At 40.6% G+C, this 17,966-nt stretch carries 10 protein-coding genes; 7 read left to right on the top strand and 3 right to left on the bottom strand.

Going from position 1 to position 17,966, the window contains the following annotated elements; translation table 11 throughout:
- The first annotated feature begins 232 nt into the window (after positions 1–232).
- Both nudC and KFO40_RS23850 read left to right on the top strand, forming a co-directional pair.
- Positions 233–1,027, top strand: a complete 795-nt coding sequence (gene nudC / locus KFO40_RS23855; RefSeq protein ID WP_255353100.1) for an NAD(+) diphosphatase — start codon at positions 233–235, stop codon at positions 1,025–1,027.
- Between the two features lie 106 nt (positions 1,028–1,133).
- The gene (locus KFO40_RS23850; protein ID WP_128859758.1) at positions 1,134–2,309 is read left to right on the top strand and encodes a DUF418 domain-containing protein; all 1,176 of its coding nucleotides are present in this window, start codon (positions 1,134–1,136) and stop codon (positions 2,307–2,309) included.
- Between the two features lie 389 nt (positions 2,310–2,698).
- Here KFO40_RS23850 and KFO40_RS23845 read toward each other — a convergent pair whose 3' ends face one another.
- From KFO40_RS23845 to KFO40_RS23835, 3 genes are all read right to left on the bottom strand, one after another.
- Positions 2,699–4,444: a phospho-sugar mutase gene (locus KFO40_RS23845; protein WP_004300737.1), complete on the bottom strand. Its 1,746-nt coding sequence runs from the start codon at positions 4,442–4,444 to the stop codon at positions 2,699–2,701.
- 178 nt (positions 4,445–4,622) lie between these two features.
- The gene (locus KFO40_RS23840) at positions 4,623–6,260 is read right to left on the bottom strand and encodes a C69 family dipeptidase (protein WP_053095326.1); all 1,638 of its coding nucleotides are present in this window, start codon (positions 6,258–6,260) and stop codon (positions 4,623–4,625) included.
- A gap of 28 nt (positions 6,261–6,288) precedes the next feature.
- Complete coding sequence (locus tag KFO40_RS23835) at positions 6,289–7,941, bottom strand: M23 family metallopeptidase (protein WP_128859760.1); 1,653 nt, start codon at positions 7,939–7,941, stop codon at positions 6,289–6,291.
- Between the two features lie 198 nt (positions 7,942–8,139).
- On the opposite strand from KFO40_RS23835, the gene KFO40_RS23830 reads away from it, so the two are divergent.
- The 5 genes from KFO40_RS23830 (at position 8,140) to ald (ending at position 17,860) form a co-directional block, all read left to right on the top strand.
- Positions 8,140–10,773, top strand: a complete 2,634-nt coding sequence (locus KFO40_RS23830; protein ID WP_049702427.1) for a zinc-dependent metalloprotease — start codon at positions 8,140–8,142, stop codon at positions 10,771–10,773.
- Positions 10,774–10,803: 30 nt separating this feature from the next.
- On the top strand, positions 10,804–14,151 hold the full coding sequence (locus KFO40_RS23825; protein ID WP_211146864.1) for a SusC/RagA family TonB-linked outer membrane protein: 3,348 nt from the start codon (positions 10,804–10,806) through the stop codon (positions 14,149–14,151).
- Positions 14,152–14,161: 10 nt separating this feature from the next.
- Positions 14,162–15,499 (top strand): RagB/SusD family nutrient uptake outer membrane protein, encoded by a 1,338-nt coding sequence (locus tag KFO40_RS23820; RefSeq protein WP_004304248.1) that lies wholly within the window; start codon positions 14,162–14,164, stop codon positions 15,497–15,499.
- A gap of 440 nt (positions 15,500–15,939) precedes the next feature.
- Positions 15,940–16,623: a WG repeat-containing protein gene (locus KFO40_RS23815; protein WP_128859781.1), complete on the top strand. Its 684-nt coding sequence runs from the start codon at positions 15,940–15,942 to the stop codon at positions 16,621–16,623.
- A 130-nt stretch (positions 16,624–16,753) separates the two neighbouring features.
- A complete protein-coding gene (gene ald / locus KFO40_RS23810) occupies positions 16,754–17,860 on the top strand; it encodes an alanine dehydrogenase (RefSeq protein WP_009040811.1) in 1,107 nt (368 codons plus the stop codon).
- Positions 17,861–17,966: the final 106 nt, after the last annotated feature.

The raw sequence follows: 17,966 nt of genomic DNA, 5'->3' as shown, positions 1-17,966 counted from the left end.
GTATACAATTATGCCCTTTCAGGGCGCAAATTCAGATTGTCGTTTTTACGTAGGGCGTTGCCCTACGCTATATAATTAAGCCCTTTCAGGGCACTCCGCAAAATTATCATTTAGCTGATTTCTGCACGGTTATGAATCAAATTTTGGTGCAGTTGCCCTGTATTTTATCTGATAAGTCTAAATATCAATCTAGTTTTTTTATAACTTCGCAGCGCGAAGATCAAGAATTAGAATTAAAATGAATCAGACAGCACAATCATGGTGGTTTATCTTTTACAAAGACCAACTGCTTCTTGAGAAAAAAGAGGATGGCATATATGCCATCCCGTGTGGAGAAAGCTCTCCTATTGTTATTAAAGAAAAAACAACCGTACACAATATCACTACACTGGAAGGGAGAAACTGCAAGGCTTTCTCCCTCTCCTCTCCCATTGAAGAATCGGAGCAATGGATCATGATAGGGCTTCGTGCCTCCTATGAATATCTTCCTTTGTCTCATTATCAGACAGCAGGAAAAGCATATGAGATTCTGCATTGGGATAGAAACAGCCGCTTTTGTTCCGCCTGCGGCACGCCTATGGAACAGAAAGAATCTATCATGAAGCGTTGTCCGAAATGTGACCGGGAGGTATATCCTTCCATTTCCACAGCGATTCTTGTATTAGTGAGAAAAAAAGATTCACTACTCTTAGTGCACGCCCGCAATTTTAAAGGAACATTCAACAGTCTCGTTGCCGGATTTCTGGAAACCGGAGAAACGCTAGAAGAATGTGTAGCACGTGAAGTGAAAGAAGAAACCGGACTGGATGTAAAGAATATCACTTATTTCGGTAATCAGCCCTGGCCTTATCCCAGCGGACTAATGGTCGGCTTTATTGCTGATTATGCCGGAGGGGAAATCAACCTCCAAGATGAAGAATTGAGTTCGGGAGACTTTTATACAAGAGACAATTTACCCGAACTTCCCAGAAAACTTAGTCTTGCCCGAAAGATGATTGATTGGTGGATAGAGCATCCAAATGAATAAATCAAACATGGAAAATATCATCAAAGGAATCCGTCAGTATGTTCCCGAAGCCTGCTTAGAGATGGGTAAAATGAACATTTACTAAAAACAATCATAAATTAGCCCCATGGAATTATCAACAAAAACACCCCGAATTGAAGTAGTAGATGCTCTTAGAGGATTTGCTGTAATGGCCATCCTTCTGGTTCATAACCTGGAGCATTTCATTTTCCCCGTATATCCGGAAAGTTCTCCTGAATGGCTCACCATTTTGGATGCCGGAGTATTTAATGCGACATTTTCACTGCTTGCCGGAAAGTCTTATGCCATATTCGCTCTGCTTTTCGGATTCACTTTCTATATCCAGTCGCACAACCAGCAGTTGAAAGGAAAAGATTTTGGTTACCGCTTTTTATGGAGAATGACATTACTGGCAGGATTCGCTACTTTGAATGCTGCTTTCTTCCCGGCAGGAGATGTCCTGCTTCTGTTTGTTGTAGTCAGTCTTGTACTATTTATCGTACGTAAATGGAGTGACAAAGCGATTCTAATCACCGCCATCTTGTTTTCACTGCAACCGATTGAATGGTTTCATTATATAATGAGCCTTTTCAATCCTGCTTATACCCTACCCGATTTGAATGTCGGAGCCATGTATGCTGAAGTAGCGGAATACACCAAAGCCGGAAACTTTTGGGATTTTCTGATAGGTAATGTTACTTTAGGACAGAAAGCAAGCCTGTTTTGGGCTATCGGTGCCGGACGTTTCTTACAGACTGCCGGACTTTTCCTGTTTGGCTTATATATCGGACGCAAAGAATTGTTCGTAACTACCGAATCTCATTTGAAGTTCTGGATGAAAGCACTTATTATTGCAGCTATCAGTTTCGCGCCACTGTATTCTCTGAAAGAACAGATCATGCAAAGTGACAGCAGTTTAATTCAGCAAACGGTAGGTACTGCCTTTGATATGTGGCAGAAATTTGCATTTACGATTGTACTTGTTGCTTCTTTCGTGTTGCTTTATCAGAAGGATCAGTTCAAGAAAACTGTATCTAATCTGCGATTCTACGGAAAAATGAGCTTGACCAATTATATTTCTCAATCTATTTTGGGAGCCATTATCTATTTCCCATTCGGATTCTATCTTGCTCCTTACTGTGGATATACTCTTAGCCTGATTATCGGTATTATTCTTTTCCTAGCGCAAGTTCGGTTCTGCAAATGGTGGCTGTCTAAACATAAACAAGGACCATTGGAAACAATATGGCATAAATGGACTTGGATAGGCACGAAGAAATGACAGAAAAAAAAGAAATAGCACTGACTGAAAAATAGACTAAGAAAGCAGGCCACGAAATACACATAACTACAAACGAACAACTTACGAATATGAAACTGAACGTATCACTCTAAAGCATCAACAAAACATGTGTATCCGCAGCCTGCGGGTTGAAATTGAGATGATGTCAATACAACAAGATTCTCGCAAGAAGGATTAGCAAGTGGACTTAAAGAATGCAAAGGAAATGAAAGAACTGTGCCAAGTTGGGGAAAAAGCCCGAAAATAGACAGAATCAGGGCTATGTATAGAGAAAAAGAAGCGCCTCCATAATCTTCGAAAAGACCATGGAGGCGCTATTTATTATTTATCTTTCGTTATCTATATCTGAAATTTCAGAAGAAACAAAATCAGATACCCAATGATTTCTTCACTGCTTCAATCTTTTCCATTGCAGCAGATTCGGCAGAAGCATAACAATTGCGGCAACCCATTTCACCCTGAACTTCCATATAGAACTTAATCTTCGGTTCTGTACCTGAAGGACGAACAGAAACTTTGCTACCGTCTTCAGTGAAATATTGAAGTACGTTAGATGGTTCCGGCATATCGATTGCAGTTACGTTACCTTTATCATCTGTCTGTTTCAGTGTCTTATAATCTTTGCTCAAGATCACTTTAGAGCCACCCAATTCTTTCGGAGGATTGGCACGGAAGTTCTCCATCATAGCTTTGATTTCTTCTGCACCGCTCTTACCCGGTTTCACTACGTTTACAGTAAACTCTTTAGAGAATCCGTATTCTACGTAGATATCCAGCAACAACTGATACAAGGATTTACCATTATCTTTTGCCCATGCAGCAACTTCAGCAATCAAACAGCAAGCTGATACGGCATCTTTATCGCGAACGAAATCTTCGGCAAGGAATCCGTAGCTTTCTTCACCACCACCTATATATTTCTGTTTGCCTTCACGCAGACGGATTTCACGGGCAATCCATTTAAATCCGGTGTAGCAGTCAAGCATTTCGATATTGTTCTTATCTGCGATCTTCTTGATTAATTCAGTTGTAACGATTGTCTTCACACAGAACTCGCCACCTTTAATCTTACCCAGTTGTTTGTACTGTGTCAGAATATAATAAAGGTACATCATACAAGTCTGATTACCATTAATCAGTACCCATTCGCCTTTATCATCCTTGCAAGCAATACCCACACGGTCAGCATCCGGGTCGGAAGCCATAACGAGGTCAGCATCAATTTCTTTGGCAAGGTTTACAGCCATAGAAAGAGCTTCCGCGTTTTCCGGGTTCGGAGATACGACAGTCGGGAAGTTACCGTCCTTAATCATCTGTTCGGGCACAGTAAATACGTTTTCGAATCCCCACATTTTCAATGCACGAGGAATCAACATCATACCTGTACCATGAATCGGAGTATAGACAATCTTCATATCTTTGTGACGGGCGATAGCTGCCGGATCAATAGAAACAGTTTTCACCATATCCAGATAAATCTTATCGATGTCTTCACCGATAATCTGAATCAAATCCGGATTTCCCTGGAATTTAATATCGGCAGCAGAAGCAATTGCATTCACTTCGTCGATGATACCTTTATCGTGTGGAGCCAATACCTGTGCACCATCGTCCCAATATGCCTTGTAACCGTTGTATTCTTTCGGATTGTGAGAAGCAGTCAGGATGATACCGCTTTGGCAACCGAGGTGACGGATGGCGAAAGACATTTCCGGTGTCGGACGCATGTCGTCAAACAGATATACTTTGATACCATTGGCAGAGAAAATATTAGCAGAAGTTTCCGCAAACAAACGGCTGTTGTTGCGGCAATCGTGACCTACTACTACAGAAATCTGCGGCAGGTCTTTGAAGTTCTTTTTCAGATAGTTGGAAAGTCCTTGAGTGGCAGCACCTACCGTATAGATATTCATACGATTGCTACCTACACCCATAATACCACGCAGACCACCAGTACCAAATTCAAGATCTTTGTAGAAAGCTTCAATTAGTTCGGTTTTATCATCGTTTTCCAACATACGTTTCACTTCAGCCTGGGTTTCAGCATCATAAGCCGGGGTTAGCCATTTTTCGGCTTTTTCAGTGACCTGTTTAATAAGTTCCTGATTTTCCATTTCGATTGTTATTTATTGGTTAATGAATTATTTATTATCAATTTCTTGAGCACACAAATGTAAAATAATAAGTTTATAATTCCTAGTTATTTAATGAAGAATTAAGAATGAAAAATGAAGAATCGCATTATAAGACATATTTGCAAAGCATAATTCTTCATTTTTCATTCTTAATTCTTCATTTTACCAAATATCTGTCACCAGTCTGCTTGACATATTCCTGCAAAAATTCTTTCGGATAACCGGGACGCATCACTCCGGCAGGTTGTCCGATAGAATTACGCTCAAACTTACCGTCTTTAACACGTTTCACCACTCCATCATTGTACTTCACAATCAAGAATGTACCCAATTGTTTCCAAGTATCGAAAGTGCTCTGTGCGGTCATATTTGTATAGTTTGTCAGAAAGTCAACTGCTGCGTTCTTATCTTTTGCCAGCAGTTTGGCAGCCATTTCTTCAATGCCTTCCTGTGCATTGTTGAAAGTAGTTTCCATTTCTTTCTGCGCTTCCCGTACATCACCGATCATCAAATCATAACGCGGATAGACCATATTAGATACCCAGTTGAAAATCCAGAAAGCAGAATTCCAGGAGAAAGTAATATAATCGGCCCCATCTACACGGGTATAACATACCGGCACTTTAGTAGCACAACAATAAACCGGGGTAAATACAGCCATGTTCGCATCATCCACGCCAAACCAAAGTACACCGCCTATCGGGTCCGGCTTATGAGCCCGCATTTGTGCAACAAATACAAACCCGCTTTGTTGAGTGGAAATCGGACGTTCGTTGAAATATTCCTGGCCGTCTACTTTGAAGTTCAGAGGAGAAAGACGATAAGGTGTCTTATAAGGTCCGGCTCCGAAATCATTGGAGATGTCAAGAGGCGTTCCTTCATAATGGTCACGCATCATATCTTTCACATCTTGCACGGATAACTTATGTTTTGGTTTCACAAAAAGAGGCATCGGCGTATTGGTCTTTCCCTCAATGTAAGGAAGATAATCTTTTCCGTTATCTGTGAACTTATTAAAATAGCTCCACACGCGAGCCTCACAAAAACGGCGGGCACCGAAATCAAGAGGCGCATAAGCTAATGAAAAGCTAAAGTCTTTGTTTACTCCATTAAAATATCCCTTCTCACGGGCAAAAGAAACGACATCCGGAGAGTACATGCAGTTTTCCTTGTCGTTCATATCAAACTGGTGGATACGTGACTGGTTGGCATGGGCCGAAATACAATCATCGGGCACACGTACAGCTACCCAAACTGCTCCACGGATGCCGGGACCTTTACCAATCATTTCCATAATCCATATTTCGTTCGGATCGGCAATAGTAAAGGATTCTCCTTCGCTATAATAGCCGTATTGCTGCACTAAGTCGGTCATGATCTTAATTGCTTCACGGGCAGTGCGCGAACGTTGCAAACCGATATAAATCAGACTTCCGTAATCGATAATCCCTGTAGAATCGGCCAATTCCGGACGTCCGCCGAAAGTTGTCTCACCAATGGTAACCTGATATTCATTCATATTACCGACTACATTGTAAGTCTGGCGTGCCTGCTCTATTTCTCCCAGATACTTGCCGGTATCCCATTCATAAACTTTCAGCATCGTACCTTTTGGATAGGTAGCAGCCGGATAATGATAAAGTTCTCCGAATAAGCCATACGAGTCGGCAGAATAGGAAACAATCGTCGAGCCATCGGCAGACGCATTCTTTCCGACAATCAGGTTGGTGCAGGCGAAGGTGTTCGCCACAGCCGCCATCAATACGGCGGCACAAAGAATAATTCTTCTCTTCATAATAAATATATGATTCACTTTTAATAATTTACCAAACAAAGCTTTCACGGGCCACTGTTTCATTCCCACAATAGTCGGTCACTGTAAATTCAACAGTATGCTTGCCTCCTTTCTTTACGCGTTTGGGGTCCAACGTACATTCCCAGTATGATTTCACAATATTGGGACGTCCGAAAAGCGCATACTTTCCGTCAATCGTTCCACGATAGGAAGCAATTCCCGCGCCCTGATCTTTCAAACGATAGACAATCTTTCCGTTTCTTCCCCACTGATTCTTGTTGACAGGGATAATCTCCGGCGGGATGGTATCGATGGCAACAGTGTAAGTTCCCAACTCCCGGATAGATGCTTTCATGTATCCGTCTTCATACTTTCCGCCTACGCTGTACTTTCCTCCTTTGGGAGTTATGCGGGCCACATAATATTTCGTCGTATCGGCAATTGGTTTTCTACGCAACCCGATACACAGTTCACAAGCTGCATGCAGCGGAACCGCCTTATCATTCAGCTGATAAGTAAAAGCAACGGCACCACTATCCGCCTTCACCTGATAATTGAGGGGAACATCATCATACAACATTCCTTTCGGAACAACCAGGTTCAATCCCGGTTCTTGCAGATAATTAGTCTTATTCCAGGTAAAATAATATTTCTCCCGATGATTCAACGGTTCAATCGGCTGTTTCCGACCCCGTACGGTGAAAGTATATTTGGAAGTGTTTCCGAAAGCATCTTTTAATGTATATAAGAACTGATAGTCCCGTTCCTCATCAATCGTCACCAAGCCACGGTTATCATTCGATGCTTTTAGTAGACGCAAAGTGTTGCCCGGATCAATGAAAGATTTCATATATTGCCCGTAAGTCCAGGAATTAATCATCCGGTTCTCTTCCTGCGAGAAGCGATCTACGGTGCTGCGAAATATTTCATTTCCATCTACCGTAAGCACAACCGAATAAACTCCATAATGGTTATTCACTCCATCCATGTAATCGTATGCTTTGATCCCCACGCCTATCACTCCCCATGCTTCCACCAGACGCTCACTATTGGGAAGGATGGTTTTATTCTCTTGCTTTCCATCCACTACTCCTTTACCCAGTTGTGGAAAAAATAGGATACCATCCGCTTTCGGAGCACGCGTATCTTTTATTTTCGATTGAAAGAAAGGCATAGGGTCAATATAATCTCCCGATTCCGTTTCAAATACATCCAGGTGAAGATGCGGACCGAACGAATATCCGGTATTTCCGCTCCATGCGATCTGCTGGCCTCCTTTCACCGGATATTTTCCCGGTTCGGGAACAATCTCTACTTCCCAGCTTTCTTCTTCATATTGAAGTTTCTCCACCCTTTCGGCAATGGGAGAAACAAAACCACTCAAATGGCGGTTGATCGTTGAATAGCCATTGTGATAACAGACATCAAGTACATATCCCGAACCATTCGTGACGCGAATACGCGAAATATAGCCATCAGCGAGAGCACGAACGGGTTTACCGATAACTCCGCCTGTCTTAAAATCCAGTCCGCCGTGGAAGTGATTGGAGCGGATTTCTCCAAAGTTCCCACTCAATGTAAGAGGAAAGTCAAAAGGAGGTACAAAGGTTACTTGCTTCTTCTCTTGTCCATACCCTCCGATGCAGCAAGCCAACATCAAAGCAGTGATATATCGTCTCATCATTCCGTTCACTTTTTTACTCCCGCAAATGTACACTATTCCCACTAAACTATGAAATATCCGAGGAGAATGATGACCGTAGATACTAGTTAATATTTCTTTTTAATGTTATATTCATTGCAAATTAGTAGTCATTATGTTATTTATATTAGTACTTTTGTAGCCGTTTTTTAATTATAATTAAAAGTTAGAAACTCAATGAGAATGTATGTAAAAGTAATGGCAGCGGTCATTGCATGTATATTGCTGAGTGGAGAAGCGCTCTCGGCATTTGCAACTACCCCCGCTACAGAAAATCTGAGTTGGTTTAAAAAGAAAAAGAAAAAACCAGAAGAGAAAGAAGAGAAGAGTAAAAGCGACTACGAGAAATTAGTGGAAGACAGTAAAACGACCAAAGGGATGTTTGCTGTACATCAAAAGAAGAATGATTATTATTTTGAAATTCCCACCTCACTTTTGGGACGTGACTTATTAGTTGTCAATAAGCTGCAACGAGTTCCTGCCGAACTTAATGATGCGGGCGTAAACCGCGGAGTAAACTATGAAAACCAGATGGTTTGCATGGAATGGGACAAAGCGACGGGCAAACTAATGTTACGCCAACAACGTCCATTACCTCTGGCCCCCCAAACGGACGCTATCTTCCGTTCGGTAAAGGATAATTTTATCTCTCCGCTGATTGCCGCATTCAAGATCGAAGCAGTCAATGCAGATTCTACGGCATTAGTAATCAAGGTGAATGATATTTATGATGGTACGGAAACCAGTATCAATAACGTATTTACCAATATTAATCTGGGTACTTCGGCTATCAAGAATTTATCACGTATTCTATCCATCAAATCCTTTTCAAACAATGTCGTGGCAACTTCCGAGTTGACTACCCGGGTAACGGAAGGTACTACTACTGTTTATGTAACGGTGGAAGTTAGTTCTTCTATTCTCTTATTGCCCGAGAAGCCGATGATGGGACGATTCGACAATCAGAAGGTCGGTTATTTCACGAATCCGTTATTAAGTTTCAGTGATGCGCAGCAGCGTACGGATAAGACACAGTATATCACCCGCTGGCGTATGGAACCCAAACCGGAAGATCGGGAGGCTTATCTGAAAGGTCAGATGGTGGAACCTGCCAAACCGATTGTCTTCTACATTGATAATTCAACTCCTTACCAATGGCGTTCGTACATTAAGAAAGGTATCGAGGACTGGCAGATTGCCTTTGAAAAGGCTGGTTTCAAGAATGCGATTATCGCCAAAGAAATCACGGACAGTATGCATGTAGACATGGATGATGTCAACTACTCCGTACTGACTTATGCTGCTTCGGAAAAGAAAAATGCAATGGGACCTTCTCTGTTAGATCCCCGTTCCGGAGAAATCCTGGAAGCTGATATTATGTGGTGGCACAATGTGCTTTCTATGGTACGTGAATGGATTACTGTCCAGACCGGAACAGTGTGTCCGGAAGCACGTAATGTACAATTGCCTGATGCTTTGATGGGAGATGCCATTCGATTCGTCGCCTGTCATGAGGTAGGCCACTCTTTAGGACTCCGCCACAATATGATGGGTTCATGGGCTTTCCCGACAGATTCATTACGTTCCGAAGCATTCACTTCCAGAATGAACTCAACCGCTTCATCCATCATGGATTATGCACGATTCAATTATATCGCACAGCCTGGAGATGGCGTGAAAGTTCTTTCTCCGCATATCGGTCCATACGATATGTTTGCTATCGAATATGGATATCGTTGGTACGGAAAGAGTACTCCGGAAGAAGAAAAGGATATTTTATTCGATTTCTTGAGCAAACATACTGATCGGCTTTATAAATATAGTGAAGCACAGGATGTCCGCGATGCGGTAGATCCACGTGCACAGAACGAAGATTTAGGTGATGATCCGGTTCGCTCTTCTTTACTTGGCATTGAGAATCTGAAACGTATCGTTCCACAAATTCTTCAATGGACTACTACCGGTGAGAAGGGACAAACTTATGAAGAAGCATCTCGCCTCTACTACGCTGTAATCAACCAATGGAACAACTATTTATATCATGTCCTTGCCAATATTGGTGGCATCTACATTGAAAATACAATTGTAGGAGACGGCGTTAAAACTTATACATTCGTAGAGAAAGAGAAACAACAAGCTTCACTGAAATTTCTGATGGATGAAGTTTTGACATACCCTAAATGGCTGTTTGACACGGAAGTGGGGCAATATACTTATCTACTTCGCAATACCCCCATCGGAAAACAGGAAAATGCTCCTACACAAATCTTAAAGAACGCCCAAGCCTATATCCTTTGGGATTTACTTGGCAATACTCGTTTGATGCGTATGATAGAGAATGAATCTGTCAACGGAAAGAAGGCCTTTACAGTAGTGGAACTTATGGACGGACTTCATAAGAACATTTTCGGTGTTACCGAACGCGGTGGTATCCCTAATGTTATGGAACGTTCTTTGCAGAAAAACTTCCTCGATGCATTACTTACAGCCGCTGCAGAACCTGAAGCCGTTAAAATCAACAAGAAGATTGCCAACGAGCATTTCTTGCTTGACCACGCTACTCCTTTCTGTAGCTGTTACGCTGCCGAACAACGTGCACTTCGTCAGGAAGACCGGATGGGTGCTCCACGTGTGCTCAATTTCTATGGCAGCCAGCTCAACCGTATTTCAGATGCTATCTCTGTGAAACGCGGTGAATTACTACGTATCAAGAAGTTGTTGCAGAACCGTCTCGGAACTTCCGATACTGCTGCACGCTATCATTATGAGGACATGATTCTGCGTATTAATACTGCTTTAGGAATCAAATAAAACCACTTATTACTTTAACTATCTACATTAATGAGAAAAAAATACTTGTGCATTCTTATATGCCTCTTTGCAAATGCGCTGGCCTTTGCCAGCGCTGCTAATCGTACAATCACCGGAGTCGTTATATCCGGTGAAGATAATGAACCTCTGATCGGCGCTTCCGTATATGTTAACGCAGATGACTTAAAAAAGGCCGGAGCATCACAGACTTCTCTAGGTACTATCACTGATATGGATGGTAAATTCTCCATTTCCATTCCGGAAAAGGTGACTAGGTTACATTGTAGTTATATCGGATTTGAAGAACAAGACATCGTTTTGCAAGCAGGAAAAGATACTTATCGTATTGTACTTCAAGCTTCTGCACACACATTGGGAGACGTCGTAGTAACCGGTTATCAAGAACTGGAACGTCGTAAACTGACTGCTGCCATTGCCAAAGTAGATGTAACAGATGGAATGGTAGGTGCTGCAAAAAGTATCGACCAGGCATTAGCGGGACAAATCGCCGGTGTGGCTGTAACGACAACTTCCGGTGCACCGGGAGCTCCAGCACGTATTCGTATTCGTGGCACGGCTTCACTGAATGGAACACAAGACCCGTTGTGGGTATTGGATGGAATACCTTTGGAAGGGACTGATATTCCGGAAATCAACAAAGACAACGATAATGACATCGTAAATATGTCACAATCTTCTATCGCAGGTTTAAGTCCAAACGACATTGAAAGTATTACGATATTAAAAGATGCAGCTGCTACTGCTATCTATGGTGCACGTGCTGCAAATGGCGTAATTGTGGTAACAACCAAAAGAGGAAAAACCGGAAAACCTGTTATTAACTTCAATACTAAATTGACTTATACTCCAAATCTCAATACTTCACGACTCAACTTACTAAACTCGGAAGAGAAAGTCGATTTGGAACTTCAATTATTAAAAGAAGCCCGGTTTGACATATTATGGGGATTAACAGATCCGATACCCGTATTTCCTGAAAAAGGAAAAGTTGCTTCCATCATGAAGCAATATAACTTAATAGACATCTATAAAGAACAAGGGTGGGGCGGGCTTACACCTGAAGCACAGAATGCTATAAACAAACTGAAAACAATCAATACAGACTGGAATGACATATTATTCAGAGATGCTTTTACGCAAGAATATAACTTTAGCATTTCTGGTGGTAGCGAAAAGGTTACTTATTACAACTCACTTGGTTATGTCAAAGAAAACGGAAATGTACCAGGTGTAAGCATGAGCCGTTTTAATCTGACCAGTAAAACGTCTTACCAAATCAACAAAATATTAAAAATTGGAATGTCTATTTTTGCCAACAGACGCAAGAATAACACATTTATGACTGATACTTACGGACTTATTAACCCTATATATTATTCACGTATCGCCAACCCTTACTTTGCTCCGTTTGACGAACAAGGAAACTACCTTTACGATTACGACGTAGTCAGAAGTAATGAAACAGATGAAAAGCAAGGCTTTAATATATTCGAAGAACGAGCAAACACCAATAAAGAATCTGTCACCACAGCCATCAATTCTATCTTTGATGTTCAGCTACGTTTTAACGATCAGTGGAAAGTTTATTCACAGATTGGTGTGCAATGGGATCAATTGTCGCAAGAAGAATATGCCGGGATAAATTCATATAATATTAGGAATATACGTGAAACCAATAAATATTGGAAAAATGGTGTACAAACCTATCTTATACCAGAAGGAGGCATGCTTAAAACAACTAATAGTACAACCTCACAACTCACATGGAAAATCCAAGGAGAATACAAAAACACATTTGGGGATATACATGATATACAAATAATGGCTGGTTCGGAAATTCGCAAAAACTGGGCAGACAACCAAGCCTCAACCGGATACGGATATGATCCCAAGAAACTAACATTCCAGAATCTCATATTTAAAGATGAAGCACAAGCCAATGATTGGAATCTAAAAACTAAATCGTACAAGGAAAACGCTTTTGCTTCTTTCTTTGCCAATGGTTCATATACTTTAATGAATCGTTATACATTGGGAGGAAGTGTGCGCATGGATGGTTCTGATTTATTCGGAGTAGATAAGAAATACCGTTTCTTACCAATCTATTCGGTAAGTGGTCTATGGCGTTTATCAAATGAGTCGTTCATTAGACAATACAAATGGGTTGATAATTTAGCTCTTCGCCTTTCTTATGGCTTACAAGGAAATATTGATAAGGGAACCTCTCCATTCCTAGTCGGAAAATATGATAATGTGAATATTTTACCAGGTTACAGTGAAGAAAATATTATTATCAATAGTGCTCCCAACAGTAAATTACGCTGGGAAAAAACAGCATCTTACAATCTAGGAATAGATTTTTCTGTACTCAATCAAGCCATCAATCTTAGTGTAGATTACTACTATAGAAAAGGAACAGACTTAATTGGTTCTAAAGCATTAGCTTTAGAAAATGGATTCACTAATATGTCTATAAACTGGGCTAGTATGGAAAATAAAGGTGTAGAAATAAACCTGCAGACACGTAATATCACCACTAAAAACTTCTCTTGGTACACTACTTTCAACTTCGCATATAATCAAAATAAAGTACTAAAAGTACTTACAGATAAAAGCCAAGTGACTCCTAGTCTGGAAGGATATCCCGTAGGTGCAATCTTTGCACTAAAAACAAAAGGTATAAATCCTGATACAGGACAAATCTATCTTGAGAATAAAGAGGGAAAAGCTGTCACTGTAGAAGAGTTATTCAGAATGACATCGAATGAAGATGGTCTTGGCACTTACCAAATAGGACCAAGTACTGAAGAACAAAGAGACTTTTACAGCTATGTTGGAACGTCAGATGCTCCCTACACGGGCGGTTTTCTAAATACGTTCAATTACCGAAATTGGGAACTGAATCTGAATTTTTCATATAATTTTGGAGCACACGTAAAAACAACTCCAAGTTATAATGTATCTGACTTAGACCCAGGGCGCAATATGAATAGAGACATACTGGATAGATGGACACCGGAAAATACAACAGGAAAGTTCCCTGCATTAGCAACGTACAATTACAATCCGGCCGACTACTACTTGTTCAGTACTCGAAATGACATTTACAGATCACTGGATATCTGGGTAAAAAAGCTAAGCTTTGTACGTCTACAAAATATACGTCTTGCTTACCGGGTTCCATCCGAATGGCTTCATAAACTAAGTATCGGCGGAGCAACTGTAGGATTAGAGGCTCGTAACCTATTCGTTATCAGCTCTAATTATGATAATTATATGGATCCGGAATCAATGGGCAACCTATACTCTACCCCAGTTCCCAAATCCATTACCTTCAATCTAAGTCTTAACTTTTAAAAAATATATTATGACAAAGAAAATATATTATATATTCACATTAATAGGAAGCCTGTTATTATCTTCCTGTGATAGTTATTTGGACATACAACCAGTAGGCCAAGTAATTCCCAATACGCTAGCTGAATACAGAGCTTTATTCACAACAGCTTACAATACAGCACTCAATGACAGAGGAATATGCGAAATCAGAACAGATATCGCAACCATATTACAGTCTGATGCCACTTCCAAAAATTCTTTAGGAGATGTTGAAAAATGGAATGATGTTAATCCGAATGCAAGTACGAGACAATTTGGATGGGCGGCCTATTATACCAATATCTATTATGCCAACGCAATCATCGATAAAAAAGATGAAATATCAGAAGGAAGCCAAGAAGATATTAATCAATTAGTTGGAGAAGCTTACCTCATGAGAGCATATATGCATTTCATATTGGTCAATCTTTATGGACAACCTTATACAGCTACCGGAGCATTAGAAACCAAAGCAGTTCCTCTAAAACTCAATACTGATTTAGAAGAAATACCATCAAGAAATACTGTAAAGGAAATATATACCTCTATTTTATCTGATATAGAAACAGCACGGAAACTGATTAATAAAAAAGAATGGGAAATTCAATATTCATACCGTTTTTCAACATTATCAGTAGATGCTATGGAATCACGGGTATATTTATACATGGGTGAATGGAGCAAATCTTATGAAGCTTCGGAACGTGTATTAGCCGGAAAATCGACATTGGTAAACCTAAATGATGAAGGAGGCAAACTTCCTAATGAATTTACATCTGTAGAAATGATCACTGCCTATGAAGTTTTTCCAAATAGCGATTATGCCGGATCACTCTTACTTTACCCTTCATTTTTACAAGAATATGAGGAAGGAAAAGATCTACGTCCAAACAAGTATTATCAAGCAAATAAAAATGGAAATTATACTTCCATCAAAAGTGGTGAATCTAAATTCAAATGTACTTTCCGCACCGGAGAGCTTTATTTAAATTCAGCAGAAGCTGCTGCACATTTAAACAAATTACCTGAAGCACGTACCCGGCTCTTGAAACTAATAGAGAATCGTTATACATCAGAAGGTTATGAGCAGAAAAAGAATGAAATAAATGCGATGAGCCAAGAAAAGCTAGTCACAGAAATTCTGAAAGAACGTGCTCGCGAGCTTGCTTTTGAAGGCCATCGTTGGTTTGATTTACGCCGAACTACCCGACCGGAAATCAAAAAAGAAATTGAAGATGTAACCTACACACTTGTACAAGATGATTCCCGTTACACATTGCGTATTCCACAAGATGCAATTGATGCTAATCCCGGACTTTTAAACTAATAACCAAGCATTTTTCATAGAAACAAACCGCCTGACATCATAGACTAAAAAGCTCCCTTTACCTAAAGCGTAAAAGGAGCTTTTTTTAATCTATCTATTAGCCATTTCTCATTTTGTACACCTACCTCATTCACCATTAAATCTTTATCCCCTAAAAGCATTGTTCTTTAACAAGAAATCCGTATCTTTGTAGCGACTTATTACGATTAATAACGTAGAAGCGTTTAGAATATTATCTCTATTCAGAATCTGGTAAATTCTTTAATTGGGGAGATAATGGCAACTAAGCGTTCACGTCTTTGTTATATGCAAGGGCGTGGACTCTGTTGTTCATTTCCCAATAGGTTTACCAGAGCCTTGAATAGAATGAACTAACGACGTCCACGCTTCTCTTGTATATATATGGTATCCGGACGCTTACCACACAAACAATAAAGGTAATGAGCAGCACTATTACAAAGTTCTTCGCTTCTTTTTTAGCTTATGGGGTAGCTAATAAGAAAAAGCGCTTCTCGGCAATTGGCCGTTTCTCCGAAGGATTGGCTCCGGTAAAAGGAAAAATCCAATGGGGATACATCAATAAAGGATATGACGTTGTCATTCCTCTAATGTACGAACGGGCTTTCTCTTTTAAAGAAGGATTAGGGATGGTAGTACTCAATTCTCAATACGGATTCATCGACCATACCGGACAAATACAGATTCCGTTTAAATACACAGCCGCTCACTCGTTTGAACAAGAATGTGCACGGGTATGCCACGATGGATTATGGGGATTGATTGACAGACAAGGAAACTACATTCTTCCACCGACTTACAGTCAAATAGAACAATTCGCGGAAGGATTAGCCCTCGTCTCACTACACAACAAAGTAGGATTCATTAACAAGAAAGGAGAAGTTGTCATTCCCCTGGAATATGATAATGGACGCTCTTTCTCTGAAGGATTGGCTGCTGTTTGTATTGAAAGTCAGTCGTCCAAGTGGGGGTATATAAACAAAGACAATGAAGAAGTACTTCCTTTTAAGTACGATATTGCAGAACCCTTTTATAACAACATAGCTCGAGTGGGTCTCTATGGAAAAAGCATGAAAATCAACAAGCAGGGCAGTGAATGTCTATAAAACAACCACTCTACGCATTTATTCATCTCAACACGCGAAGACATTCTGTTCTAAAACATCCCCTTACGAACAACAACGTAAGGGGATGTTTCGTACTTTCGAACATGTTAAATCTTTAATACGCAACATTATGATTATCGGAGTACCAAAGGAAATCAAAAACAATGAGAACCGTGTAGGCATGACACCTTCGGGAGTGGCTGAAGTGGTAAAACAAGGGCATCGGGTATTTATCCAACATACAGCGGGAATAAATAGCGGTTTTCCGGATGAAGCATATCAAGCTGTCGGCGCACATATCCTGCCAACAATAGAAGATATTTACGCCACTGCCGAGATGATCGTAAAGGTGAAAGAGCCGATAATCACTGAATATAACTTAATAAGAAAAGGACAGTTACTATTCACTTATTTCCATTTTGCTTCCGACAGGGAGTTAACCCTTGCCATGCTCTCCAACAAATCAATATGCTTGGCTTACGAAACTGTAGAAGAAGCAGACCACACATTACCTTTATTAATTCCGATGAGCGAAGTTGCCGGACGTATGTCTATTCAGGAAGGTGCCCGTTTCCTGGAAAAGCCGCAAGGTGGAAAAGGTATTCTTTTGGGAGGTGTGCCAGGTGTTAAACCGGCTAAAGTATTAATTTTAGGTGGCGGAATCGTAGGTAGCAATGCTGCACAAATGGCTGCGGGAATGGGGGCAGACGTCACTATCACAGATATAAATCTGGCACGTTTGCGCTATTTGAGTGAAACACTTCCTAAGAATGTAAAGACATTGTATGCATCCGAACTAAGAATCAGAAAAGAATTGCCGGATGTTGATTTAGTTGTCGGTTCCGTATTGATTCCCGGCGATAAAGCACCACATCTGATTACTAAAGAGATGCTTTCGATGATGCAACCCGGCACAGTATTAGTAGATGTAGCAATTGACCAGGGAGGATGCTTCGAGACTTCTCACCCAACCACCCACAGTGCACCGACCTATATTGTAGACGGAATCGTTCATTATGCAGTAGCTAATATTCCGGGAGCCGTACCTTATACTTCCACTCTTGCACTGACTAATGCTACCCTCCCCTACGTGATCGCTTTATCAAATAAGGGATGGAAAAAAGCCTGCAAAGATAATCCGGCATTGGCTCTTGGACTGAATATTGTAGAAGGAAAAATCGTTTATAAAGCTGTAGCCGATGTATTTGGTTTGAAATACGAACCTGTCAGCCTATAATAAATGGGAATTTATCGGTTAAATGAGAATTTATCGGTTAGGCTGAAAGCCTTACAATTATATATTTATTGGGGTGCCCTGAAAGGGCTTAATTATATAGCGTAGG

The organism is Bacteroides sp. 1001302B_160321_D4, from assembly GCF_015667765.1.
In the GTDB taxonomy this organism is placed as follows: domain Bacteria; phylum Bacteroidota; class Bacteroidia; order Bacteroidales; family Bacteroidaceae; genus Bacteroides; species Bacteroides xylanisolvens.
Note: the sequence above shows the minus strand (reverse complement) of the source record. Positions and strands in the feature narration are given on the sequence as shown.